We start from the raw sequence: 19830 nt of genomic DNA, 5'->3' as shown, positions 1-19830 counted from the left end.
CGCCTGCCGATCGGAATGTGATGTCGCGATCAGTCCCCGATTGGGCTTTCGCCATGCTTGCGCAGCACGTCGTTGAATGCCTCGGCCATCAGCGCCTGAAGGCTTCTGCCCTGGCGACGTGCCAACGTGTGCATGGCGAACGACATCTCGGGTGTGAAAAAACCTGCGATCTGTTTGCGACCCTGCCGGCTCGCAGGACCCGATGTAGCTCCCTGCCCGCCCGCCTGGTTTTGCGTCTGTGCCACAGGTTGTGATGCCACTGGTGGTGCGACGACGGATTCCGGCAAGGTGCGATCACGCAGGTTTGCGAAGGACGGCTTGCGGCTCATGCTACAGCTTTTCCGTTTTCTTTTAAGGGTTTGGATGATGGCTTCTTTGGCGTCTTGATCGGTATACCAAGTTGAAGACATGTCCACTTGTAGATGTGTCGAATATCTTCTGCCGCTTTGCTGCCGGGTTCGTATTCCATGACGGTGCGGCCTTCCGCGCTTGCGTGACGAAAGGCGGCGCGGTCGGCGATCTGGATCGGGCACGCTGGCGTACCAAAGCCTTCGACGAGTTCGCCAGCCTCCTGATACATGCGCGGCGCATTGGGGGATCCGGCGGTGAACACCACAAAGGCTGGCTTACGGAGCAACTGCACGAGTTTGACCGTCGTCTGGATTGCCGCCAGGTCGAAGGCGCTGGGACGGCATGGGATCAGGACTAGATCGGCAACCTCGACTGCGGCACGCGCGGCGCTGTCGGCATGAGGCGGAGTATCGATGACGATGAAATCGGCCCCCTGCCCTTTCGCCTGCCCGATCTTGGCAGAGAGTCGTGGCGGTGGGCTGTCGATTACTTCAGGCGGTGCGTCTTGGCGCCAGGCTGCCCATTCGCTCGCAGTCGCTTGGGGGTCGGTATCGATGACGAGCGCAATGCGCCCCGCGTCATGGGCGGCAGCGGCAAGGTGAAGCGCCAGCGTCGTCTTGCCCGCGCCTCCCTTCTGGCTGATTATTGCGATAGTAGGCATGTCTGCTCCCCTACATGTCTACATCGCGACAATGCAACACTGCTGACGGGAACCAGTGTAATTGGCTGCAATGCCTGCATCTCGCGCCCCCCATTTTTCACGGTGAAGGAAGGCAATATCGTTGATGAAAGTCGCGATATGCTGGTGCTAAGCGACCTCACGAACGACCGCGTTCAAGACAAGGTACCGAACCGCGCTTCATGGCAAAGATCGGGCGACCGCCGGTCGTCCTCTTGGCGTCGTCGAATGACAGGTCCTGTCCGGAGCTGCCATCCGCAACTCTCGTGACTAACGACCTGAGTTGGTCGGCTCTTGCCGCTGCCGCCCTGTCGACAAACACATGATCTCCGATGGCATCCCTGAAGCCCCGGCCGCGGCCAACAATCGAGGGGCAGCGTGTGCGACAAATCCTGTCGCTTGTCTCAGTAGGTGAAAACCAGATTTTTAGAGGTTTTCCGTCATTGCCGACCGTTAGCGTTTAATTGGGTTCGTTCTATGTACCGCCCCTCCCAAACGGTCGGCGAAAGCACGAAGCCGAACCTGCTAGTCGCGAAACGGTCGGCGAAAGCACGAACTTTCGCACTCGATTACCGTAACGCTCAGGCCTATCATCGTCCTCAACACCCAATCTTCGTGCTTTCGCCGACCGATTGCCTGGTGTCAGGAGCGAGGCATGAGCCTAGCAAGACCACAAGGCGACCTGTTCTCGCTCGATAGCCCTCTCCTCACCGAGGTCCGGGGCGAACAATCCCTAATGGCATTTCCGTTCTTCGCCCTCAGCAAGGGCAAGTGGACGAAGCCACTTGCCTATCGGAATGAGTCCGTCTCGATCGAAATCGTTGCCACCTCAAAAGGCGTTGCCACGATCTACGACAAGGAAGTGCTTCTCTACATCGCCAGTCTGATGGTGGCGAAGCTCGAGGCTGGCGTGGACGTGTCGCAGGAATTCTATTTCACCGCCCATGACCTCTTCCGGATCACCGGTATCAGTGGCTCCGCCCGGTCCTATTCGCGACTGTCAGACGCGTTGGAGCGCCTACAGGGGACGCAGATCAAGACAAACATCGAAGCTGGCGGTGAAGGCCAGGCCGGTTTCTTCTCGTGGTTGTCTGAAGCCCAGCTTCATTATTCCAAGACAAAGACCGGTGTTAAACGGCTGAAGGCTGTCAAAGTACGGCTTTGCGACTGGCTCTACCGCGCCATTCTTCGTGATCGTCGTGTCCTCGACTACGCGCCCAGCTATTTTCAGCTCGGGCCGGTCGAACGACGCCTGTATGAAGTGGCGCGTTCCGCCTGTGTCACAGGTCCGATCGACGTCGACCTCGATGAGCTTCGCCTGCAGCTCGGCTACCAAAGCTCCCTCAAGCATTTTCGCTTCGAGCTGAAACGTATCGCCGACGAAGATGTCATTCCCGGCTACGCGTTCGACCTAGTGGACGCTCCCGTAACACCGGGCAGCGGCCGCGCGCGACGCAATGCAGGTGCTGCTCGCGTCAAGATCACCCCACGCGCGCTGCTCACAGCCGCTTAACACCCTTTTTATAGCTGCTGCGAATCGGATTCCGAGTCCATATCGGTCGGTCGGTGAAAGCACGAACTTGGGTCGGCGAAAGCACGAATCTCGGTCGCCGAAAACACGAACTCCTCCAATAACGGTCGGCGAAAGCACGAACTTTTTCGCACCTCGGTCGGCAAAAGCACGAACTCTAGCTGTTTCGCAGAAGCGTCGTTTTCGCCACAATCAAACTTGGACTGGTTGCACGACGTGACCGGCAAAAAGGGTGCGGCTGTGACCACATAAAGGAAAGCCCGGCGCAAAGGCCGGGCATCCCAAAAGTCTAAATGTGAGAGCCTTGCAGGGCTTCCACGGGTCAATCTAACGACCCTCACATAGCGACTTTAGAGCTTCGGTTCAAGGATGCGCGTTTTGCGCCACGGTATCTCTTTGCCCGGTCCCAGCCCCAAAAGGGGATGGAAGATGCAAGCCGTATCAATCGCACGCGCGAGCTTCATGGCGCTCGAGCGCATCACGACAACCCAGACCCGCGCGCTATCAGGCGGGCCTAACCGCACACGCGCCAAGGTCCACCCGAACAGCCGGCTCGCCGGCACGTTCGAAGATGATTTCTTCTACAGCTACGCCAAAGGCGAGACCGATCGAATCTACGCACGCGCGGCAGAGCTCGAGGATCAGAAGAACGCCATTCGGCGGACCGCTAAAGCCGAAGGGCGCGTTCTCACCCCGGACGAGCGACGCATCATGCTGCTAACCCCAGGGGCGCTGAAGATCCTGAAGGTGCTACTCGAACTGGCCCGGACCTGCGCCGGCAAGGTGTTCCCGACGTGGGAGTGGATCGAGCAGAAAAGCGGACGATCGCGCGCAACAGTCCACCGAGCCCTTAGGAACCTCGCCGCGGTCGGCTTGCTGGATAAGGAGCGCCGGTGTGTCCCGATCGAGCCGACAGCCGACCGGCCGAAGGCCAAGAACGAGCAGACATCAAACGTCTACCGTATGCGGTTTCCGAATTGTCTCGTCAGGTTTCTGCCGCACAGGATGCGACCTATTCCGCTTCCCGACGACGTAGTTCAAGACGAGGTCGACCGGATTGAGGCAATCGCCGCCATGCGGCTTTGGCGATCCCCGCGGCAAGTCGCGGCCGAGGATTTCGCGGACGACGGCCTACGCCACATCATGCTCAGTCTTGCGACGGCTGTAGAGAGGCAAGAGTCTCAAAAAAATAGTCAACCGCTAGTAGATTCGTCTTTTCTACCGCTAAACGGAGTTGGCCTCGACGGCCAACACTTCAACGCCTGACGGCGTCGGTGTGGATAATCAGACCAAACCATTCCCAAGAACGCTATCCACCCAGGACAACATCCGGACGCTACGCTTCGCTTCGCGGTGCACCCGACAGGCGCATGCGTTTTCCGTCGGGTTCAAATAACCATCTTTGCCCGTGCTGATCTGCTTTTGGTCTGCTCTTTTCCCAAAAGTCGGCTTCAAATCAGGCGGTGACAAGTTTGATAAAATAGGGCTGTCATTTTTGACCGATATCGTAATAATGACGAAATGCCGGCCCGATCTCAAAATCTGGACGATTTCGTAGCGCCTAAAAATTGCCGGTGCTCTGCGCCACGCAGAACGGCACCGCTCCGGTGAGAGCGCGCGCGATCCTGCGCGGTGCTGTGATCCTCGGAGGGATCGTCCTGTGGCAACGCCCCTCGCTTGACCGCGACAATGCAGGCTTAAATCCGTTCGGCTGCGCCTCGACGAACGACGGCTCGGTGTGCGATGCCGTCGCCGGTATCTCAAAGGTGATCCAGTCGCCCCTGATCCCTGCGAACCTAGCCGCGCTTCTTCCACCGCCCGAAACACCGGGGGCAGTCGACCCCGCCGTCACCCAGGCCAACATCGACGAGACGATCTGCCGCCCGGGCTACGCCCGGTCGGCACGACCCGCCTATTCAATCACCGGGCTGCTGAAACGCCGCATGATGGATGCGCAGCATCCCGGCGAGCGCATGGTCGATTACGAGCTGGACCATCTGATCCCGATTTCGATCGGAGGCGCGCCGCTCGATATGCACGACCTCTGGCTTCAAATGCGCCAGGGCCAAGCTAATGCCGGCGACAAGAACGTCCTGGCCTATGTCCTGTGGCGGCTCGTCTGCACCCATCAGGTGCCACTGCAAACCGCACAACGCGACATCAGTCACGACTGGACGCGAGCGTACCAACTTTACGCGACGCCCGAGAACATCGCGAAATACCATTTTCGACATCCCGAGCAGGAGCGCGAATAGCGTTTATCAACCGGGCGGTTTCAGCATTCCACCTCAGCCAAGGAGAGTATGATGCCTCAGAATATCGCAGAATTTCGGATTATCGGTCGGATTGGCAAGATTACGTCGCGTGAGAAAGTGAAGTACGTCAGCGTTGCGGCGAATTATAACCGGCGCGACGGCGAGGAGTGGAAGACGGATACGCATTGGAACAGCGTGGTGTGCTTCTCAAACGTCGCTTCCCAGGTCGACAATGCTGGTAAGGGCGACCTCGTTCACATCACCGGCCGCGTGCGTGAAAGCCAGCATGGCGAAGCGAACGACACGACCTACCGGACCGAGTTGATCGCAGATACATTTTCGGTACTGACTAAGGCTGATACCGAGGACTCGGATAGCTGATGGGACGCCGGGGCGGCCTTCGGCACGGCTCTATTGGCGCTGCGCCCCGACCGAGCCCGCACACGGTGTCGGCTCTGTCGGGTAACGATCCTCGCCTGGCCGGGAGGGCGCGCAAAGTGCGCGCCCTCCCGGCCCTCGCACCAAATCCAACCGCACGATGAGGCACTACATGCGACCTGAATTGCTCCTCGCAGCACTAGTCGTCATCATCGTCCTGGCCGCGATCGCCAAGGCAATCCAGCGCACGCCGCAAGTACGCGCCAAGGCGCTGCTCACCGAACGCGAGCGCGCCGCCCGAGGCATCATCGAGCGCATCCTCCCCCATGCCCGCGTGTACGTGCAGGTCTCGATGGGCGCGCTCCTACAGCCTAAGGCCGGCTTCGGTCGCAAAGAGGCAATGCGCACCCGCAATAGGTTTTCCCAGAAGATCGTCGACTTCGTGATCGAAGATCGCGCATCCGGTGCCGTCCTCGCGCTGGTCGAGCTGGACGATCGCAGCCATGATGCCTTCCGCGATCGGAAGCGTGACGTGATGACCGCTTCGGCCGGCTACCGCACCATTCGCCTTCCTGCGGGAAGACTTTCCATGACCGATATCGCAACGCAGCTTCAGCCCCTCCAACCAAACAACGCCGGTACGTCCGTCAGTGCGACGCGGAGCGGCGCATGACCGATCAAAGGAACACGACACGATCGGCGCCGGACGTCGATTTTCTCCTTTCGTTCTCGTGGCGGATGATTCAGAATCGGTGCCATGCCGATCCGTCCGGAACATCGCTGGCTCTACCCGATCGACTGGCCGGAGATCAGCCGGATCGTGCGCTTCACGCGCGCAGGCGGGCGATGCGAGCATTGCCAGCGCCCCCACGGACGCCGCGCCACGCTGCTGCTGGGCACCGATGGCGTCTGGTGGGATACCGAGATCCACGCCTGGCGCGATGGTCGCGGCCGCCAGCTTCGCCGCCAGCCCGGCTTCGTGCCGCTCGACGCGATCGGGATGACACGCACGCCCGTCTATCTCGCGACCGCCCATCTCAACCACGATCCGACCTTCAGTGGTCCGCGCTGGCGCAACCTTGCCGCCCTCTGTCAGCGCTGCCACATGATCCACGACGCAGCCGAACATCGTCGGCGCCGCTGGTGGAACGCCTTTCGCCAGCGTGCGATCGGCGATTTCTTCTCGGGTCGCTACAGCTAGACCCCTCCGCGACCACGCGGGCGGTGCCGGCGATCGCCGCCTCAGAGGGGAGGATGCCGGTTGCTCTTGGGTTCAATGTCTCCGGGGGGCACCCATGACCGAAATCCATCAAACCCACAGGACGATCGCCATGGCACGTCTCCCGATCGACGCTGAAATTCGCGCCAAGGATATCGTCGAGAAGCTCGGCGGAATCTGGCGCGGCACGCGCGGCGAATGCCGTTGTCCAGCGCATGACGACGGCTCTCCGAGCCTGTCTGTCCGCCTGGGGGACACGGCAATCCTGTTCCACTGCTTCGCCGGTTGCACGACGATCGAAGTCCTGAAAGCCCTGCAGCGCCGCAAGCTCCACGATCGCGTAGCCGTCTCGATGCCCGAAGCGAGCCCCAAGCGCGACATGAGCGCGCTCGCGCTCCGGCTCTGGAAAGCCAGTCAGCCGATTGCCGGCACGCTCGCCGAGGAGTATCTCCTCGCACGCGGCCTCTCCGGCCCGTTCCCCAAGCCGCTGCGGTTCAACCCCGCGACCATCCACGGCTCCGGGCCGTCCAAGCGGACGATGCCCGCCATGATCGCGGCCGTCGAAAACGATATGGGCGTCGTCGCGGTGCAACGCACGTTCCTCGATCCCGACAACGTGCTGTACAAGCCAATGCCCAAGCCGAAGGTCTCGCTGGGCCTGCTTGGCACCGCAGCGATCCGGCTGGCGCCGGCAACGGACGAACTGGGCTTCGCCGAAGGCATTGAAGACGCCCTGTCGGCGATGGAATGGTTCGGCACCCCGACCTGGGCCTTGGGCGGCGTCGAACGCCTCGCCTTCGTCGCCATCCCCGCGAGCGTGCGCCGCATCATCGTCTATGGCGATCGCGGACAGGCGGCCGATCGACTGCTCGCCAAGGCTCGCAACTATCTCACCGCGAACGGCCGCGAGCTGGTCAGCCGCGTGCCTGTGCATCACGACGATTGGAACGACGCCTGGAAGGCGTATCAGGCATCGGCCAAAGTGGACCCACGGTCATAACGGGCACGACCTTGCTTCTAGCCCAATTAATGGGTGCACAATAAATTTGTGTCGCTATTTATGGGTGTACGAAATCACGATGGAATCGAGTTCGATCCCGCCAAGGAGGCTGGGAATATCGCCAAGCACGGCGTGTCCTTGCAAGCTACGGAAGGATTTGATTGGGACACGGCATTCGAGCGCGAGGACGATCGCTTCGATTACGGAGAGGGTCCGCTTTGTCGCCTTGGGGATGATCGGTGGTCGCCTGCATGTGCTGGCTTTTACCGAAGGCTCCCATGACGGCGCGGTTCGCGCCATTAGCCTGCGCCCGGCAGAAAAACACGAAGTGAGGTTCTATCATGGCCAAGTTTGACCCGGAGATTTACGACGACAATCCGCCGATGGACACAGCGTTCATGGCCGGAATGAAGCCGACCTCGCGCGGGCGACCGAAACTGGAAACCCCCAAGGTGGAAGTCAAAATTCGTCTCGATGCCAAGACGGTCGAGTATTTGCGGGGTAGCGGCCCCGGGTGGCAGACCCGTGTGAATACCTTGTTGGCAAAAATGGTGACGGCCGGACAAATTTGAGGGTGTGGTCGCCGCGCCCTCTGGCCCGGTACAGTACAGAGTTTGTCGTCCATGACAGGGCGAACCTGCGCATAAGCGCAGGCAGAGGAGAGGGAGCCTTCGGCTTGTTGATCCGGTGATGAGCACCGGGCGATAAAACCGGAGGCCCTCGATGCACACTTCAGCCGCAGCTCTCGAACTCGATTTCACCGAACCGTCGATCACGGCCGCCAAGGCGGTCGCCGACACCATCGCTGGACAAGGATCGCTGCAACGCGACACGCTGCTGTGGGTCATGGAGCAAGCCTATGGCGGATCCTCGGCCGACGGTCGCTGGTCGCTTCGCGACGCTTACGACATGCTCGAACTTGCCGAGGTCATGTACCTGGCGAAGGCCGACCTGCCATCCCCTCCGGGCGATTGCCTTGCCGCACTGACCGAGCTGGTCGCCGGCCTGCCCACGCATACCGCCCGCAGCGAGGAGCAAATCGAGCTTCAGCAATTCTCGACCCCCGCCCCGATCGCCTACCTCGCTGCGCTCGCTGGCAGAATCGCCACCACGGATCTGGTTTTGGAACCGTCTGCCGGCACCGGTCTGCTCGCCGCCTTTGCGCACCGCGCTGGTGCTCGCCTGGTTCTGAACGAGATTGATCCGGCCCGCGCCGAAATGCTTGCGGCCGCCTTCCCGGGCGTCGCTGTCACGCGCCACGACGGGGAGCTGATCCACGATCTACTCGAACCAACGATCCAGCCCACGGCCGTCCTCATCAATCCTCCCTTCTCGCGCAGCATCGGTCGCCATGCCGACCGCCAAGCAGCGTTCCGGCATCTTCGCGCAGCCTCGATGCGTCTCGGTGCCGGAGGCCGCTGCGCCGCCATCCTGCCGACCCGCATTGACACGTCGAGCCGCGCCTGGGGGAAAGCAACCGAGGGTTGCACGCTGACGCTGCACATCGAACTGCCGGCGAACGCCTATGCGAAGCATGGCACCAGCCAACCTGTGAAGATCATGGTGCTGGAAAAGGGGACCGGCACGCCTGCCGAGCTAATCCGCTGCGCGGCGCTCGCGGAGGCTCTCGCAGCGATCGCCGTAAAGGCCGCTCCGCCTTTGTCCGCGCCTGTCCCGCGCATGGCCTCACTGCTCGCCCGCCCGAGCGGGCGTAGCTCGCTTCTTGGCGGCTTGGCGAGCAAACCGCGCCTGAGCGCACCACCCGCAAAAGCCACGCGGTCGCAGATCGCGACGCCGATCGACTACACTGTGTTTGCCGAGCCGCTTCCGACCGGCGAGTCTGTCGGCGTGTACCTGCCCTATCAGCCGAGCCGCATCGCGATCCCGTGCTCATCCGCGCATCCGACCGCTCTGGTGGAGTCGATCGCCATGGGCTCGATCACCGCGCCACGGCCGACCTACGTCCTCACGCTTCCGCACGCTGTCGTCGACGCGAAGACGCTCTCCGACGCGCAGTTCAAGACGCTGATCTATGCCGGCGACGCCTTTGAGCGCGATATTCCCGCCCTGTTCAAAGCTGTCGAGGAGGGGCTCTCGATCGCACCATCCGAGGATGGCCGTCCGTACCGGACCGGCTTCTTCCTCGGTGACGGCACCGGCGCCGGTAAGGGCCGCCAGGTCGCCGCGATCGTCCTCGACCAGTGGCTGCGCGGACGCCGCAGGCACATCTGGGTCTCCAAAACCGAGACCCTGCTCGAAGATGCGCGTCGCGACTGGACCGCAGTTGGCGGTCTCGCGCTCGACATCCAGCACCTCAACCAGTGGAAACTCGGCTCGACCGTACCCCGCTGAGTTACGCTCTTCGTGTCACATGCAGAAGCGGTTCAGCTCGGCTGGCGGCGGGAACGCCCGGTAGCGCCGATGATCCCATTTCAAGGCACTGGCCAGCTGCTCGACCCGGCCGAAACGCCCTGCGTCCGCCTCGACCGAGTCTGCCTCTAGCAACGCCAGACCGATGTCGAATGACGCAGCGCTTACGTTGCTCGGCACGATCAGCAGATGGCGGTAGCGATTCCCGTCCGATGCCGTCACGGCCACCGCGTAGAGGGTGTAGAAGAAGTCCCGCTCCGTCACGATGGTCCCACCGGACCCGACCTCGTAGCTCAGGCCGCCACCGTCGTTCATGTACGCGACGAGAGGCCCGTGCCTCTTGCGTCGCGATGCGGACGCGTCGGAAGCTACGGTCGATGCCTCCTCGGGCCCGGATCGATCTACCATGGCACCCGCGTTACTTGATGCGGCACGCAACGCAATATCGTCTTGAGGGTATTCCCATTTCTCGATCCCTTTTGAGAAGGCCGATCCCGCTATCTGTGGCGATTAGTTTTTCGGAAAAGGCGAATGGCAGACCTCGCTTGGACAGCTTAAGGGCTCAGACATGATCAGCGCCACACTTTCGAAGCTTAAAGCTTGGTTTTCCCCCGACGTTGCGAGCAGCGGTGCGAAGCCGGTTGGGAAGGCCAAAGGGCACAGCAGTGCGGCTAGCACCCAACTTGCAAAGTCCGCGAAGAAGACCAAGCGGCGGGCGCAGAGGCAAGCGAGAGCGCGAAATCGTTAGAGCCGATGGATACCGAAACGGTCCTCCTGGTAGATGGGCCGTGTTACTGCTTTGTCATGACAATCATCGAACGGGCATTTGAGATCGCGCGGAGCGGCAAAGCACGCTCGATAACTGACATCCGCACTCAGTTGAGGCGGGAGGGTTTCGATCACGTGCAATCGCATTTGGGCAGCGCGGCGCTCCAAAAGCAGCTGAAAGCGCTAATCAAACTCCCGAGTTGAAAGGGATGGGATCACACTAGCGTTCTCTTTATGTTCCGCTATGATCCGGGTATGGAACACGCACCCGAGTCGATGCGCGACGGCGCACAGCCCTTCAGTCAGACTCACACTCTGATTGCCGAAATCCTGCCAGAGCTTCGGCCCTGCGAGATGCAGAACATCTTTTTCCAATGCTTCGAAGACGGTCCTGAGACCCTCCTGGCGCCGATTGAGGCAGAGTTCGCGCGGCGTGGGTTGTCACCCTACGGCAAGTTCTCGACCGATTGCTTCTGATGGCTAGCGTGATTTCGCCGGAGCGAATTGCGGCCATTATCGAGGACGCGCCGGCATGGGCTCTGATCGGCCTTACCGCGCCTCGCGAGGGGCTGAGAGCAGACGCACGCCTGGAAGTCGCAAGGCATGTCTACGGCACTCTATATCAGCCTGTAGACGCTGAAACGGCACAGATGGCTTTGCCTTGGTGATCCTGTGGGCAACACGCGGTTTAGGACGCTGGGGGATTTCACGAAGCACGAAGCTAATTTGGGGTGCGTATGCTCCAAATGCGGGCGCAAGGGTGTCGTGCATCGCTTGGTTCTAGCAAGATGGTGCTACCTCAGACGCAAGAACATGGCGGTCGAATGCCGCCCCGCATATCTGCGGTGTTCGGCTTGCGGCAGTAGGCCAAACAGGATCGCACCGACGCCGCTACCGCCGTCCTTTCCCGGTTACGGTCGGGACGAACGCCAATGGAAGCACTTCGAGCGGAAGCTGAGAGGGTGAGGCGGCCTTCTTGTAGGGGCGGGCGTTATCACCGACCATATCCTTTGGTAACAACTGCTGACGCTCGCTCGACCGTCCAGATCGGCCAGCATCCCAGGCAAGCGCTGGGAACACACTACAAGCTGACCGGTTTCTATATACGCTTGAAGCGTCCTGCCCTTTCGGGGGGAACGGCGGTGAAAGCTCGCAATGCCCTGTCGGTCTTCAGATCGGCAGGGCATTTTCGTAACTATGTGCGGAACCAACACCGGCCTGCACTGTTGTGTTTGTAACCGGTCGGGTACTTGCCCCCCTTGGTCCCGCTGGTTTCTAAATCGCCCCGCTGCCCTCCCCCCCCCGCAGCGGGGCGTTTTACTGTCTGGATCTTTTCGGACGATGGGCCAATCAGGCGCGTGCATCCGCGGCGATGGCCTAGGGATCTCAAAGCCAGTGGCAAAAACGGTTTCGACGGAGCCGTTTTCGCACGTGACGGGTTAGTGCGGCAAGTCCCTATCAACAGTCCCCTATGCGCTTGCCGTTGACGATGACCCGTTGATTCTCATGGATGTCACAGGCATTCTCGAAGATGCGGGTTTCCGCACCTATGAAGCGGATAACGGCGATGGGGCGATCGCGATGCTCCCTGAATACGCGCACACAATCACCCTGCTCTTCTCAGACGTCGATATGCCGGGCAATACTAACGGGTTCGCGCTCGCCCACCACGTCGCGGAGAACTACCCCTGGATCGAGATCGTCATCGGCAGCGGCCACCTCCGGCCGAAGGCGGGTAACTTGCCAGAAAAGGCGACATTCGTATCCAAGCCGTTCAATGCACAGATGATCCATGGTCATCTCCGCAAGACCCTGCCCGATGGCAAGCTGCCGGAGCCCCTAAAAAAAGCGGTGTAGCAGGCGTTCACGCCGGCAGCACCTATGCCAGCGAGCGTCGATGCTATGCCCCGTGGCCGTCACTTGCCAAGACGATCCGGTACAATCGTTTGGCTAAAGCTGTCCGTTGCCCCATCGCAAAACCGATCATGAAAGCCGTCCCCTGAGCGCTGGCCTCGTCAGCTCCCGCCCGTCGCATTGACCAACTCCCAAACTGTCTGGACCGGACTGACCGGTCCACCAGGAGATCGATAGCGGTATGCCTTCCGTCGGCGTGGATGCGATCCATCGTTTGCCCGACAGCGTCGTCGTCCCCTTCGACTACCTGCGCAAAACTTTGACCGTCAGCCCACAACATTCCGGTGACGTCGACTTTGGCGTTCCATCTGACTGAGGACGAAACGATTGCTGCTATCCCATCTGGATCGGCGCCGATGAGAGACCTGCTGATATAAATGACGCGGCGGAACATGGCCGCTCAACGGGTGGCATGATGAATTGGTCCTGAGCCATCTCATACCCTCAAGCGGATTTTGGACTATCTTTCAACAATATCCGCATCTTGGTAAGGCGGCGACAGCCACGGCAGAAACCGTGGCCGGAGGCTTATGCAAACTACCCAGCAAACCGAGCATGGATGGTCGCTTGGAGATTTCACGGACACCATCCACCGGGGAGGTGTCGCACTGTGGGCATGGTCCCCTGAAACGCGATTGGCGCAGCTTGATAGCCTGTGTCGCAAGTTCTGGGGCATGAATGAGAGCGTCGTCAGCATCGACGACCTGTTCGAACGCGTACACGAGGACGACCGGCAAGCTACGATCATTGCCTGGTTCGCCAGTGCGGTTGACCCGACGCCCTACAGTTTTGATTTCCGTATCGGCACTGGTGATACGGTGCGCTGGATCTCGGCGTGCGGTGTTGGTGGACCCGAAGGCCGGTCTGGTGGATGGGTGCAAGCGATTTACCTCGACGTTACGCAGCATCGGCGAGCCGAAGAAGCCGCTCAACTCGTGTCAAACGAGATGGCGCACCGCCTTGCAAACATGTTCACCGTCGCCCGCGCTTTGATAGCAATCGTCGCACGCCAGTCTTCCAACGTAGACGAGTTTGCGAGCGACCTGAGTGGCCGCTTCGATGTCCTACATCGTGCCACTGCAATGGCGACGGGAGCACGAGGCATCTCTTCTGAAAGTATCCCTCTCAAGACGTTTCTGGATCAAATGCTGATCCCCTACGACCGCATGAGCGGGACTGAGGTCGTCACTGTCGATGACGGGCTTTCGATCCCCGCAGACGATGTCAGTAACTACGCCATGATCGTTCACGAACTGGCGACAAACTCGGCGAAGTACGGCGCCTATTCGGGTAACGGCTCTCTGTCCGTCACCGCAACGCGACGCGACAACAATCTACATATTCGCTGGCGCGAAGATCTTCATCATGACGTCATTGCGCCAGACAGTGGCACGGGTTTCGGCTCAAAGATGCTGCAACAGACGGTTACCCGCGGTCTTCGAGGAACAATTGAAAGGCGCCTCGATGCAAGGTCCCTAGATGTGTTGATTTCTGTCCCAGCAACATGACCGTACCTCAAAACGTACTGACTTACAGCAGTACGCCAGCCAATGGCACGCCAGTGACGTTCAAACGTTATCGGAGATTTCAAAATGGCTGAAACCCTGCCCCCTGAAGCGTCCAACATCGCCGCGTTCGAGGGAAAGGTCCTTATCGAAGCGCCTGGCGTCGTTGCTACCGTCGACGTCGAGACAGCTTCCTTTCTGTCGGACCAGTTGCTTGCAGCGTGCGGATCTGCACGGTTACAGCAGCATCGGGCCATTAATCCAGGGACGGAATGACTTCTGTACTACCAAGTCTGATATTCCCGAAACTTGATCCTACTGGGAAAGCCCCGGCCTGAACGACTAGCGTTCCAAACCGGGAATGTGGACGCCGGTTACTGATACCTTTCCAGCTTTGTTTTTCTCACGCCCGATGTTGATTGTCAGGTAGTCGGTCTTATTTGTCGAAGCGATTTCATAGAATAATATTTTGAAAGCTTGTACGATTATTCGGGAAGCCCTACTTGCCCATCAGCTAAATGGAGCACTTAACGTCCGACGATACCTATCAGCCCAACGCTGTTGAACTCGCTACCGAGTTGACGATCGCTTGGCTTAGCAATCCAAATACCCGTACGTCGGCCGACGACGTTCCTGCTTTTCTATCGCAAATGCATAACAGCGTTCAGTCGCTTGTTGGCGGTTCGCAGACCGAAGAAACCCCTGCGGAAGAGCCCAAGGAATACGTCGGCGCAGTAACGGCCCGGAAGTCCCTCGCCAGCCCCGATCACATCATCAGCATGATCGATGGCAAGCCGTACAAGACGCTGCGTCGTCACCTCGCCACTAACGGCATGACGCCAGTGGAGTATCGCGAGCGTTATGGCCTGAAGGCTGATTACCCTATGGTTGCTCCTACCTATTCGGAAGCGCGTCGTACCATGGCCAAGAGCATTGGCCTGGGTCGCAAGCCGGGTCACAAGAATGAAGCCAAGGCAGAGGCGGCAAAGCCGGCGCCGCGTAAGCGCAAAGCCGACGACACCGCCGAGTGATGTCAGGCCGGCCTTTAGAAATAAAGGCCGGCCACCCCAGCTAATTATTTTGCTCTCCCTCCGGCACACCATTGTAGGGAGGAGCAACGCCCTCGTCCGGCTTGGTGTCAAAAGATTTGGGCCGCTTGTGATCGTTGCAAGCACCCAATGTCATCAGCAGGCCTAATAGCAATACACGCATATGATATACCAGTATGATTGACCGCGAGGCGGACCTTTATTTGGCCTAGTTCGTCTCGATCAGGCAGTTGATCCGTGACGGTAGAGCTCGCCAGAGAAACGGCTATCCGTCTTGGAGAGTTTTCATCACTGACGCGAGGTTCCCCTTGACCACGACGTAATTGCCCTTCTCAAAGTTTACGGCACTTGCATCATTGCCGCCCCTGAAACGGCGCACAAAGTTGACGCGATCGACGTTCACAACGATCGGATCGCCCTCGGGGCTGAGAAATTCCACGTAACCGTTCACTCGTATCTCCCAACGACCGCGCCTAAATGCACTGCGTCACACATTGTCGGCAGTGTCCGGCGATCTGGCGGCAATCAAAGACGCTATTTCCGCCTCGTCGATCGTCCGATTTTCCCACGTGTCTTCCACCGCAATCGACTTTTCGTCGTCCCGCATCGCGATCATTTCGGCAGCGGTAGCGAGCGCTTCATCGAAGCTGTTTCGGTGAACACCCAGCGTGGACATCTCGCCGTCTTTACGGATTACGTAACGCATTGAGTTAGCTCCTGTTGATTGGGCTCACTAACCCAACCCAACAGGAAACCCTATGCGCTTCACGGACGCGAGCACCGTTGCGCAAACGCGCATGAGCAATCCAGCGCGAGCAGGCTATCATACTGAGATCCTTGAACCTTCGGCGGGCACACCCATATCCGCTTCACTGTTCAACAACTGGAAGGAGGTGGTCGAATGTCTCATTGTTATACGCCGCTAACGGCAAACCGGATGAGTGCGACCCCCGCTGGCGGGGCTGTCCAGCTCTAAGGATCAGGCCATTAGTGGCTGACAATGGAAAGGCCGTCCCGAAAGGGGCGGCCTTTTATCTTTTCTCTCCGCTTGGTTAGAAAATGGTCGTTTTGTGCGCGTAGCTCCCGGACGTTTTCTCGCAACTCGATCCCCTCCGAGAAGGCCAGATCGGACGAGAACGACCAAACCTGGACATTCAGCCTGGCAATCCGGGTTCCCGATAACGGCCGTCCGTTAAGCGCGATCTTTCCCGTTTCTCCGTCTCCGACAGGCCATTTCGGGAAAGAGCAATCGGGAACAGTTTTTGGAAAAGGGGGCCTGGGACGGCTCTCGGCGTGATTGTCCGGGCGACTGTCCCGTTAGCGGTTCCTTTGTGGGAAAGGGTGCCGATCCAGCATAGTCGAGGCACCGCGTGCTGACTAATTGCTCTCTGCATGCGGCGCGTTGACGTTCGTTCCCAGCATGTCAATCGCATGCTCTTCAACCCAGCAATCGAGCGCAACGACCAGGGGGCTAAGCGACATGCCGGCATCTGTAAGGGTGTATTCGACGCAAGGCCGAGCTGGCGGCGCATGGCATGGCGAGCCTGACGATGCGGGCGGGGTTGCAGACAAGTGCCGGCGACGGGTTTGATGCCCTGCCGGCACCCGACCAGTCACCCGGCAGCAGCAGGCGCCCGCTCTCGAACATGGCTAAGACGAGCGTGATCGGCAGCGGCAACGCCAGTGCGGGCATGACCGGGATGGGCCGGATATTGGCTTCGGACGATAATATCGGCTATATGATGTGCTAAATAGCACCAATAGTATGACGTGGAGGCCGATATGGCGACCGTACGCAAGACCATCACCCTTACCGAGCAGCAGAACGCTTGGATTGCCGCTCAGGTTGATGCCGGCAGCTATACCAATGATAGCGAGGCGATCCGCGACCTCATCCGGCGCGAGCAGGAGCGGAGTCTGGAGATCGAGAGCATCCGCCAGGCGCTAATTGAGGGCGAGCAGAGCGGGGAGCCGGAGCCGTTCGACTTCACCGCGTTCAAGCAGCGCAAAGCCGCGCAGCATGGCTGAATACCGGCTCAGCCCGAGGGCGCAGCACGACCTAGACAGGGTGTTCGACTACACCGTGGCGCACTGGGGCTTGCCCCAGGCGATGCTTTACACCGACCTAATCGAAGCCGCCTGCACCGATCTGGCCGAAGCGCCGCAGCAGGCACAGGGCTGCGCCAACATCCGACCAAGCTATCGACGGCGCGGGGTCGAGCAGCATGTCATATATTTCCGTTCGACCAGCTACGGTATCGCCGTCATCCGCATCCTGCATCAGCGTATGGATGCGGCTCGCCATCTGTAACCCTGCGAGGCCAATATGATTGATGCACCACCAAGTATGCTGCCAGAACAGGTTATCGCGCAGAAGCTAGTTGCCTGCGGGCTTGATCGCGGCGCGGTATCAGTGGTGTGGCAGGATGAGCTGCAAAGCATCGAGATCGTGATCCGGCGCGAGGCACGCGCCTCTTCTGACCAGTTTTCCTGCATCCATAGGGCTGCGGAGACAGAGATTGTAACGTTTGAGGAGCAGTCGCTTCAGTCTGCCTATAGCGACTACAGCGTCGAACTATACCGTCCGCGCATGATCGCCGAAACCAAGGCGGCTGTCACAAAATTGGGGTTGATCAACGATTTTCCAAAGCGCTCGCACTATACTGATCTGCGCAAATATGCCGGGGCCCTCGAACAACACTGTGGGCTGATCGCGGGCAGCGTCCTCTGGGTGTCAGGCGATTCCGTATCGTTTGATCCTCCGCGCGAGACAGACCCGATGGTCTTCACCCGGAAATACGAAAAAATCCTCGCGGTGGTCATGTATGCCACCGCGGTCGGTGATCTCGAAAAGTTCGGCTTTATCGGCAATGCGGCGGTCGCGGACACGGCGGGTAACAGGTGATTTTTGGGGAACAAAAGATCTAATGAACAGCAAGCCATTCTCGCTTTAAGTTTCGATCCGTCCGAAAAGGGCTACATCCACTATCATTGGCGCTGGTCACGCGGTGTTCCTGTGACGGTCAAAAAGCGAGAAGCGTATCTCTCGATCCCGGCGCTGAGATCACGGCGTGCTTCGAGAAAGAGCATTGCTAGTCGCCTACTTCGCCTTCGCGTCCGTTCCCCTAATTTGGATCATGCAAATCGGCTCCCCCACTCCCCGCTTCGCGGTCCCTGACAGCCAACGCCGGAGCCCATGCCGTTTTTGCCACTCCAATCAACGAGAAGGAGAACCTCATGCACATCACATGTTCAAGGCTCTGAAGTCCGTTAATGTATCGGACGATTAGGCCATCGAGATTGTAGAGGCATTTGAGGAGTATCTGGCGGTGAAGATCAAGGAAGCGAACGCAGGGCTGGAAGCGCAGATGAAGGGCCTTGAAGCCCAGCAGAAGGCGCAGACCTGGCTCATCGGGACGCTCGGTTCCGTGATCGCGATCGGGGTGCTGCTCTCGGCACTGTCACCGATCATCACCAAGATGATCCGCTGAAGCAAAGGGAGGCGCTTCAGCCTCTCCCTTTTTTGTCTCGCTCTGCTCCGACCTAGCGGACGACCGGGATCTCCGCCAAGCGGGCCGTCCATGCCGGGCTTTTTTGGCTTCCGCTTCGTATCGAACGCTCGCGCGCCGAACCCCTGCGCTGCGATCCCGACCGTCCCACGCCCGAACCGATCGTTGAGCCCATCCATAGCGGCCAGCAACCCGAGCGCGCGCGGATCCTGGACGGCAAAGACGTGCCCCTGCCCCCTGCCCCCTGCCCCGCGCCTTGCGGTAGCAGCTCCTCGAGCAGAACGCCGCACTTCGTATAGACGCCCCCGGGCTGATACATCGCCTCTATCAGCCTGTCGGCAAGGCCGGCGATGATGCGCGGATCGTTACTGGGCGGCGACATCCGGGTCTGGCGGCTCGCCCAGGGCGGATTGGGCCGGTAGCGCCCGTGCGCAAAGACGATCGGCCACATCGCTACCAGCTCTTAGTGACGAATCTTCTCGGCCGTGCGCGCGCGCGCCGCACCATCGCCTCGCAAAGCTCGTCCAGGTCCGTCACCGGCACGCCAAACTGGCGCGTCACCGCCGTCGCCTCGCTGGCTTCCGGCTCCGACTTGAAGCCGTCGCACTCGACGGCGTTCAACTCGCGCACCAGGCGCTCGAGAACGACGGTCCCCACATCACCCGCGGATGCCGGTGCCATCGCCACCAGATCGGCCGTCGTGCGGATCCCGAACGGATGCAGTCGCGCCGCCAGCGCCGAACCTATCGCTGCCGCGCAGGCTCGCGGTTCTGGCGGCCACCGACCTTCGACAATGCTTAGTGGGCTAAAGCCAAGGAATGTCTGGAAGCCGACCCCCCTGCCCTGATCAACGACATCGCCGTTTTGATCGGCGTCAGCCGGCAATCAATCTACCGGCCCATAGAGAGTGACAACGCTCCAGCGAATTCCCGGTGAACATGCTCACGAAATGAGCATGTATCACAAATGGTACATGCGCCCAATGTGATCATGCTGGCTACGCGGGACAAGTACTGCACGTGAGCACGCATCCCAAGTGTAACGTGCGGCGCGCCTGGGCTTTGTATAACTTGCGGAATATGTGAAACATGTGAACATGTGAACATGTGAACATGTGGTAAGCGTGCAACACGTGTCACACGTATTCTTTGTTCCAAGTGTGGGACCTGTGAAAAACGTGAACACGTGATACGCGTGTAACACGCGGCACACGTAGCGTTTGTGCAACGTGCGATACGCGTGTAACCTGCGAAACAACGTACACATGTGCAGCTGTCAGCAGCGCAAATCATCGGAGCCATT

The 19830-nt window shown here is 59.8% G+C and carries 26 protein-coding genes and 3 pseudogenes; 20 read left to right on the top strand and 9 right to left on the bottom strand.

The genetic code is table 11. The annotated features are described in order from the left end of the window. Nucleotides 1-29: 29 nt before the first annotated feature. Together AC1ME3_RS18970 and parA are read right to left on the bottom strand one after the other, a co-directional pair. Complete coding sequence (locus tag AC1ME3_RS18970) at nucleotides 30-329, bottom strand: ribbon-helix-helix domain-containing protein (protein WP_480955977.1); 300 nt, start codon at nucleotides 327-329, stop codon at nucleotides 30-32. Continuing rightward, nucleotides 326-1012 (bottom strand): ParA family partition ATPase, encoded by a 687-nt coding sequence (gene parA, locus AC1ME3_RS18965; RefSeq protein ID WP_480955976.1) that lies wholly within the window; start codon nucleotides 1010-1012, stop codon nucleotides 326-328. The genes AC1ME3_RS18970 and parA overlap by 4 nt, the downstream gene beginning before the upstream one ends. Before the next feature lie 673 nt (nucleotides 1013-1685). Between parA and AC1ME3_RS18960 the strand changes: the two genes are divergently transcribed. The 9 genes from AC1ME3_RS18960 to AC1ME3_RS18920 all read left to right on the top strand — a co-directional run bounded on the left by AC1ME3_RS18960 (nucleotide 1686) and on the right by AC1ME3_RS18920 (nucleotide 9765). After that, complete coding sequence (locus AC1ME3_RS18960; protein WP_480955975.1) at nucleotides 1686-2543, top strand: replication initiator protein A; 858 nt, start codon at nucleotides 1686-1688, stop codon at nucleotides 2541-2543. 480 nt (nucleotides 2544-3023) lie between these two features. Continuing rightward, nucleotides 3024-3827 carry an RNA replicase gene (locus AC1ME3_RS18955; RefSeq protein WP_480955974.1) on the top strand — a complete coding sequence of 268 codons (804 nt, stop codon included), beginning with the start codon at nucleotides 3024-3026 and terminating at the stop codon, nucleotides 3825-3827. 308 nt (nucleotides 3828-4135) lie between these two features. Beyond that, complete coding sequence (locus AC1ME3_RS18950) at nucleotides 4136-4816, top strand: hypothetical protein (protein ID WP_480956093.1); 681 nt, start codon at nucleotides 4136-4138, stop codon at nucleotides 4814-4816. A gap of 51 nt (nucleotides 4817-4867) precedes the next feature. Continuing rightward, a complete protein-coding gene (locus AC1ME3_RS18945; protein ID WP_480955973.1) occupies nucleotides 4868-5197 on the top strand; it encodes a single-stranded DNA-binding protein in 330 nt (109 codons plus the stop codon). A gap of 169 nt (nucleotides 5198-5366) precedes the next feature. Then, on the top strand, nucleotides 5367-5867 hold the full coding sequence (locus AC1ME3_RS18940; RefSeq protein WP_480955972.1) for a DUF2726 domain-containing protein: 501 nt from the start codon (nucleotides 5367-5369) through the stop codon (nucleotides 5865-5867). A gap of 84 nt (nucleotides 5868-5951) precedes the next feature. Continuing rightward, nucleotides 5952-6395: a hypothetical protein gene (locus tag AC1ME3_RS18935; protein WP_480955971.1), complete on the top strand. Its 444-nt coding sequence runs from the start codon at nucleotides 5952-5954 to the stop codon at nucleotides 6393-6395. A gap of 130 nt (nucleotides 6396-6525) precedes the next feature. Then, complete coding sequence (locus AC1ME3_RS18930) at nucleotides 6526-7413, top strand: DUF7146 domain-containing protein (RefSeq protein ID WP_480955970.1); 888 nt, start codon at nucleotides 6526-6528, stop codon at nucleotides 7411-7413. Between the two features lie 341 nt (nucleotides 7414-7754). Next, on the top strand, nucleotides 7755-7985 hold the full coding sequence (locus AC1ME3_RS18925; RefSeq protein WP_480955969.1) for a BrnA antitoxin family protein: 231 nt from the start codon (nucleotides 7755-7757) through the stop codon (nucleotides 7983-7985). A 151-nt stretch (nucleotides 7986-8136) separates the two neighbouring features. Further along, a complete protein-coding gene (locus AC1ME3_RS18920) occupies nucleotides 8137-9765 on the top strand; it encodes a strawberry notch-like NTP hydrolase domain-containing protein (RefSeq protein WP_480955968.1) in 1629 nt (542 codons plus the stop codon). 15 nt (nucleotides 9766-9780) lie between these two features. Here the strand turns inward: AC1ME3_RS18920 and AC1ME3_RS18915 are convergent, their stop codons facing one another. After that, on the bottom strand, nucleotides 9781-10098 hold the full coding sequence (locus AC1ME3_RS18915) for a hypothetical protein (RefSeq protein ID WP_480955967.1): 318 nt from the start codon (nucleotides 10096-10098) through the stop codon (nucleotides 9781-9783). 807 nt (nucleotides 10099-10905) lie between these two features. On the opposite strand from AC1ME3_RS18915, the gene AC1ME3_RS18910 reads away from it, so the two are divergent. From AC1ME3_RS18910 to AC1ME3_RS18900, 3 genes and pseudogenes are all read left to right on the top strand, one after another. Continuing rightward, nucleotides 10906-11028, top strand: a complete 123-nt coding sequence (locus AC1ME3_RS18910) for a hypothetical protein (protein WP_480955966.1) — start codon at nucleotides 10906-10908, stop codon at nucleotides 11026-11028. Beyond that, nucleotides 11028-11219, top strand: a complete 192-nt coding sequence (locus AC1ME3_RS18905) for a DUF6771 family protein (protein ID WP_426291548.1) — start codon at nucleotides 11028-11030, stop codon at nucleotides 11217-11219. Before AC1ME3_RS18910 ends, AC1ME3_RS18905 begins: the two co-directional genes overlap by 1 nt. A 790-nt stretch (nucleotides 11220-12009) precedes the next feature. Then, nucleotides 12010-12408 (top strand): annotated as a pseudogene (locus AC1ME3_RS18900) (response regulator); the annotation flags it as partial. A gap of 43 nt (nucleotides 12409-12451) precedes the next feature. Here the strand turns inward: AC1ME3_RS18900 and AC1ME3_RS18895 are convergent. After that, the gene (locus AC1ME3_RS18895) at nucleotides 12452-12859 is read right to left on the bottom strand and encodes a BLUF domain-containing protein (RefSeq protein ID WP_480955965.1); all 408 of its coding nucleotides are present in this window, start codon (nucleotides 12857-12859) and stop codon (nucleotides 12452-12454) included. Between the two features lie 136 nt (nucleotides 12860-12995). Here AC1ME3_RS18895 and AC1ME3_RS18890 point away from each other — a divergent pair, with 136 nt between their 5' ends. From AC1ME3_RS18890 to AC1ME3_RS18880, 3 genes are all read left to right on the top strand, one after another. Beyond that, nucleotides 12996-13973 (top strand): sensor histidine kinase, encoded by a 978-nt coding sequence (locus AC1ME3_RS18890; RefSeq protein ID WP_480955964.1) that lies wholly within the window; start codon nucleotides 12996-12998, stop codon nucleotides 13971-13973. Between the two features lie 84 nt (nucleotides 13974-14057). Beyond that, a complete protein-coding gene (locus tag AC1ME3_RS18885; RefSeq protein WP_480955963.1) occupies nucleotides 14058-14246 on the top strand; it encodes a hypothetical protein in 189 nt (62 codons plus the stop codon). A 242-nt stretch (nucleotides 14247-14488) separates the two neighbouring features. After that, nucleotides 14489-15001: a Ros/MucR family transcriptional regulator gene (locus AC1ME3_RS18880; protein WP_480955962.1), complete on the top strand. Its 513-nt coding sequence runs from the start codon at nucleotides 14489-14491 to the stop codon at nucleotides 14999-15001. Between the two features lie 283 nt (nucleotides 15002-15284). Here AC1ME3_RS18880 and AC1ME3_RS18875 read toward each other — a convergent pair whose 3' ends face one another. Both AC1ME3_RS18875 and AC1ME3_RS18870 read right to left on the bottom strand, forming a co-directional pair. Then, nucleotides 15285-15470 (bottom strand): hypothetical protein, encoded by a 186-nt coding sequence (locus AC1ME3_RS18875; protein WP_480955961.1) that lies wholly within the window; start codon nucleotides 15468-15470, stop codon nucleotides 15285-15287. A 36-nt stretch (nucleotides 15471-15506) separates the two neighbouring features. Further along, complete coding sequence (locus AC1ME3_RS18870; RefSeq protein WP_056405815.1) at nucleotides 15507-15725, bottom strand: hypothetical protein; 219 nt, start codon at nucleotides 15723-15725, stop codon at nucleotides 15507-15509. Between the two features lie 829 nt (nucleotides 15726-16554). Between AC1ME3_RS18870 and AC1ME3_RS18865 the strand changes: the two genes are divergently transcribed. The 5 genes from AC1ME3_RS18865 to AC1ME3_RS18845 all read left to right on the top strand — a co-directional run bounded on the left by AC1ME3_RS18865 (nucleotide 16555) and on the right by AC1ME3_RS18845 (nucleotide 18510). Beyond that, nucleotides 16555-16770, top strand: coding sequence for a hypothetical protein (locus AC1ME3_RS18865; protein WP_480955960.1), 216 nt, complete (start codon nucleotides 16555-16557; stop codon nucleotides 16768-16770). Nucleotides 16771-16801: 31 nt separating this feature from the next. Next, the gene (locus AC1ME3_RS18860; protein ID WP_480955959.1) at nucleotides 16802-17047 is read left to right on the top strand and encodes a type II toxin-antitoxin system ParD family antitoxin; all 246 of its coding nucleotides are present in this window, start codon (nucleotides 16802-16804) and stop codon (nucleotides 17045-17047) included. Continuing rightward, nucleotides 17040-17330 (top strand): type II toxin-antitoxin system RelE/ParE family toxin, encoded by a 291-nt coding sequence (locus tag AC1ME3_RS18855; protein WP_480955958.1) that lies wholly within the window; start codon nucleotides 17040-17042, stop codon nucleotides 17328-17330. The genes AC1ME3_RS18860 and AC1ME3_RS18855 overlap by 8 nt, the downstream gene beginning before the upstream one ends. A gap of 15 nt (nucleotides 17331-17345) precedes the next feature. Next, nucleotides 17346-17924, top strand: a complete 579-nt coding sequence (locus AC1ME3_RS18850) for a hypothetical protein (protein ID WP_480955957.1) — start codon at nucleotides 17346-17348, stop codon at nucleotides 17922-17924. Nucleotides 17925-18348: 424 nt separating this feature from the next. After that, nucleotides 18349-18510: a hypothetical protein gene (locus AC1ME3_RS18845; protein WP_480956100.1), complete on the top strand. Its 162-nt coding sequence runs from the start codon at nucleotides 18349-18351 to the stop codon at nucleotides 18508-18510. 152 nt (nucleotides 18511-18662) lie between these two features. Here the strand turns inward: AC1ME3_RS18845 and AC1ME3_RS18840 are convergent. The 3 genes and pseudogenes from AC1ME3_RS18840 to AC1ME3_RS18830 form a co-directional block, all read right to left on the bottom strand. Further along, nucleotides 18663-18707: pseudogene (locus tag AC1ME3_RS18840) on the bottom strand (hypothetical protein); the annotation flags it as partial. 122 nt (nucleotides 18708-18829) lie between these two features. Then, nucleotides 18830-18910: pseudogene (locus AC1ME3_RS18835) on the bottom strand (hypothetical protein); the annotation flags it as partial. Nucleotides 18911-18981: 71 nt separating this feature from the next. Then, nucleotides 18982-19413 (bottom strand): hypothetical protein, encoded by a 432-nt coding sequence (locus AC1ME3_RS18830; RefSeq protein ID WP_480955956.1) that lies wholly within the window; start codon nucleotides 19411-19413, stop codon nucleotides 18982-18984. Nucleotides 19414-19830: the final 417 nt, after the last annotated feature.

The sequence above is a fragment of the Sphingomonas sp. BL2 genome (genome assembly GCF_056680015.1).
This window is presented reverse-complemented; position numbering and strand designations above follow the sequence as displayed.

Bases quoted from the DNA above. Each gene is read 5' to 3' on its own strand.
- AC1ME3_RS18970 (WP_480955977.1), bottom strand. From the start codon at position 329: ATGAGCCGCAAGCCGTCCTTCGCAAACCTGCGTGATCGCACCTTGCCG.
- parA (WP_480955976.1), bottom strand. From the start codon at position 1,012: ATGCCTACTATCGCAATAATCAGCCAGAAGGGAGGCGCGGGCAAGACG.
- AC1ME3_RS18960 (WP_480955975.1), top strand. From the start codon at position 1,686: ATGAGCCTAGCAAGACCACAAGGCGACCTGTTCTCGCTCGATAGCCCT.
- AC1ME3_RS18955 (WP_480955974.1), top strand. From the start codon at position 3,024: ATGGCGCTCGAGCGCATCACGACAACCCAGACCCGCGCGCTATCAGGC.
- AC1ME3_RS18945 (WP_480955973.1), top strand. From the start codon at position 4,868: ATGCCTCAGAATATCGCAGAATTTCGGATTATCGGTCGGATTGGCAAG.
- AC1ME3_RS18940 (WP_480955972.1), top strand. From the start codon at position 5,367: ATGCGACCTGAATTGCTCCTCGCAGCACTAGTCGTCATCATCGTCCTG.
- AC1ME3_RS18935 (WP_480955971.1), top strand. From the start codon at position 5,952: ATGCCGATCCGTCCGGAACATCGCTGGCTCTACCCGATCGACTGGCCG.
- AC1ME3_RS18930 (WP_480955970.1), top strand. From the start codon at position 6,526: ATGGCACGTCTCCCGATCGACGCTGAAATTCGCGCCAAGGATATCGTC.
- AC1ME3_RS18925 (WP_480955969.1), top strand. From the start codon at position 7,755: ATGGCCAAGTTTGACCCGGAGATTTACGACGACAATCCGCCGATGGAC.
- AC1ME3_RS18920 (WP_480955968.1), top strand. From the start codon at position 8,137: ATGCACACTTCAGCCGCAGCTCTCGAACTCGATTTCACCGAACCGTCG.
- AC1ME3_RS18915 (WP_480955967.1), bottom strand. From the start codon at position 10,098: ATGAACGACGGTGGCGGCCTGAGCTACGAGGTCGGGTCCGGTGGGACC.
- AC1ME3_RS18910 (WP_480955966.1), top strand. From the start codon at position 10,906: ATGCAGAACATCTTTTTCCAATGCTTCGAAGACGGTCCTGAGACCCTC.
- AC1ME3_RS18905 (WP_426291548.1), top strand. From the start codon at position 11,028: ATGGCTAGCGTGATTTCGCCGGAGCGAATTGCGGCCATTATCGAGGAC.
- AC1ME3_RS18895 (WP_480955965.1), bottom strand. From the start codon at position 12,859: ATGTTCCGCCGCGTCATTTATATCAGCAGGTCTCTCATCGGCGCCGAT.
- AC1ME3_RS18890 (WP_480955964.1), top strand. From the start codon at position 12,996: ATGCAAACTACCCAGCAAACCGAGCATGGATGGTCGCTTGGAGATTTC.
- AC1ME3_RS18885 (WP_480955963.1), top strand. From the start codon at position 14,058: ATGGCTGAAACCCTGCCCCCTGAAGCGTCCAACATCGCCGCGTTCGAG.
- AC1ME3_RS18880 (WP_480955962.1), top strand. From the start codon at position 14,489: ATGGAGCACTTAACGTCCGACGATACCTATCAGCCCAACGCTGTTGAA.
- AC1ME3_RS18870 (WP_056405815.1), bottom strand. From the start codon at position 15,725: ATGCGTTACGTAATCCGTAAAGACGGCGAGATGTCCACGCTGGGTGTT.
- AC1ME3_RS18865 (WP_480955960.1), top strand. From the start codon at position 16,555: ATGGCGAGCCTGACGATGCGGGCGGGGTTGCAGACAAGTGCCGGCGAC.
- AC1ME3_RS18860 (WP_480955959.1), top strand. From the start codon at position 16,802: ATGGCGACCGTACGCAAGACCATCACCCTTACCGAGCAGCAGAACGCT.
- AC1ME3_RS18855 (WP_480955958.1), top strand. From the start codon at position 17,040: ATGGCTGAATACCGGCTCAGCCCGAGGGCGCAGCACGACCTAGACAGG.
- AC1ME3_RS18850 (WP_480955957.1), top strand. From the start codon at position 17,346: ATGATTGATGCACCACCAAGTATGCTGCCAGAACAGGTTATCGCGCAG.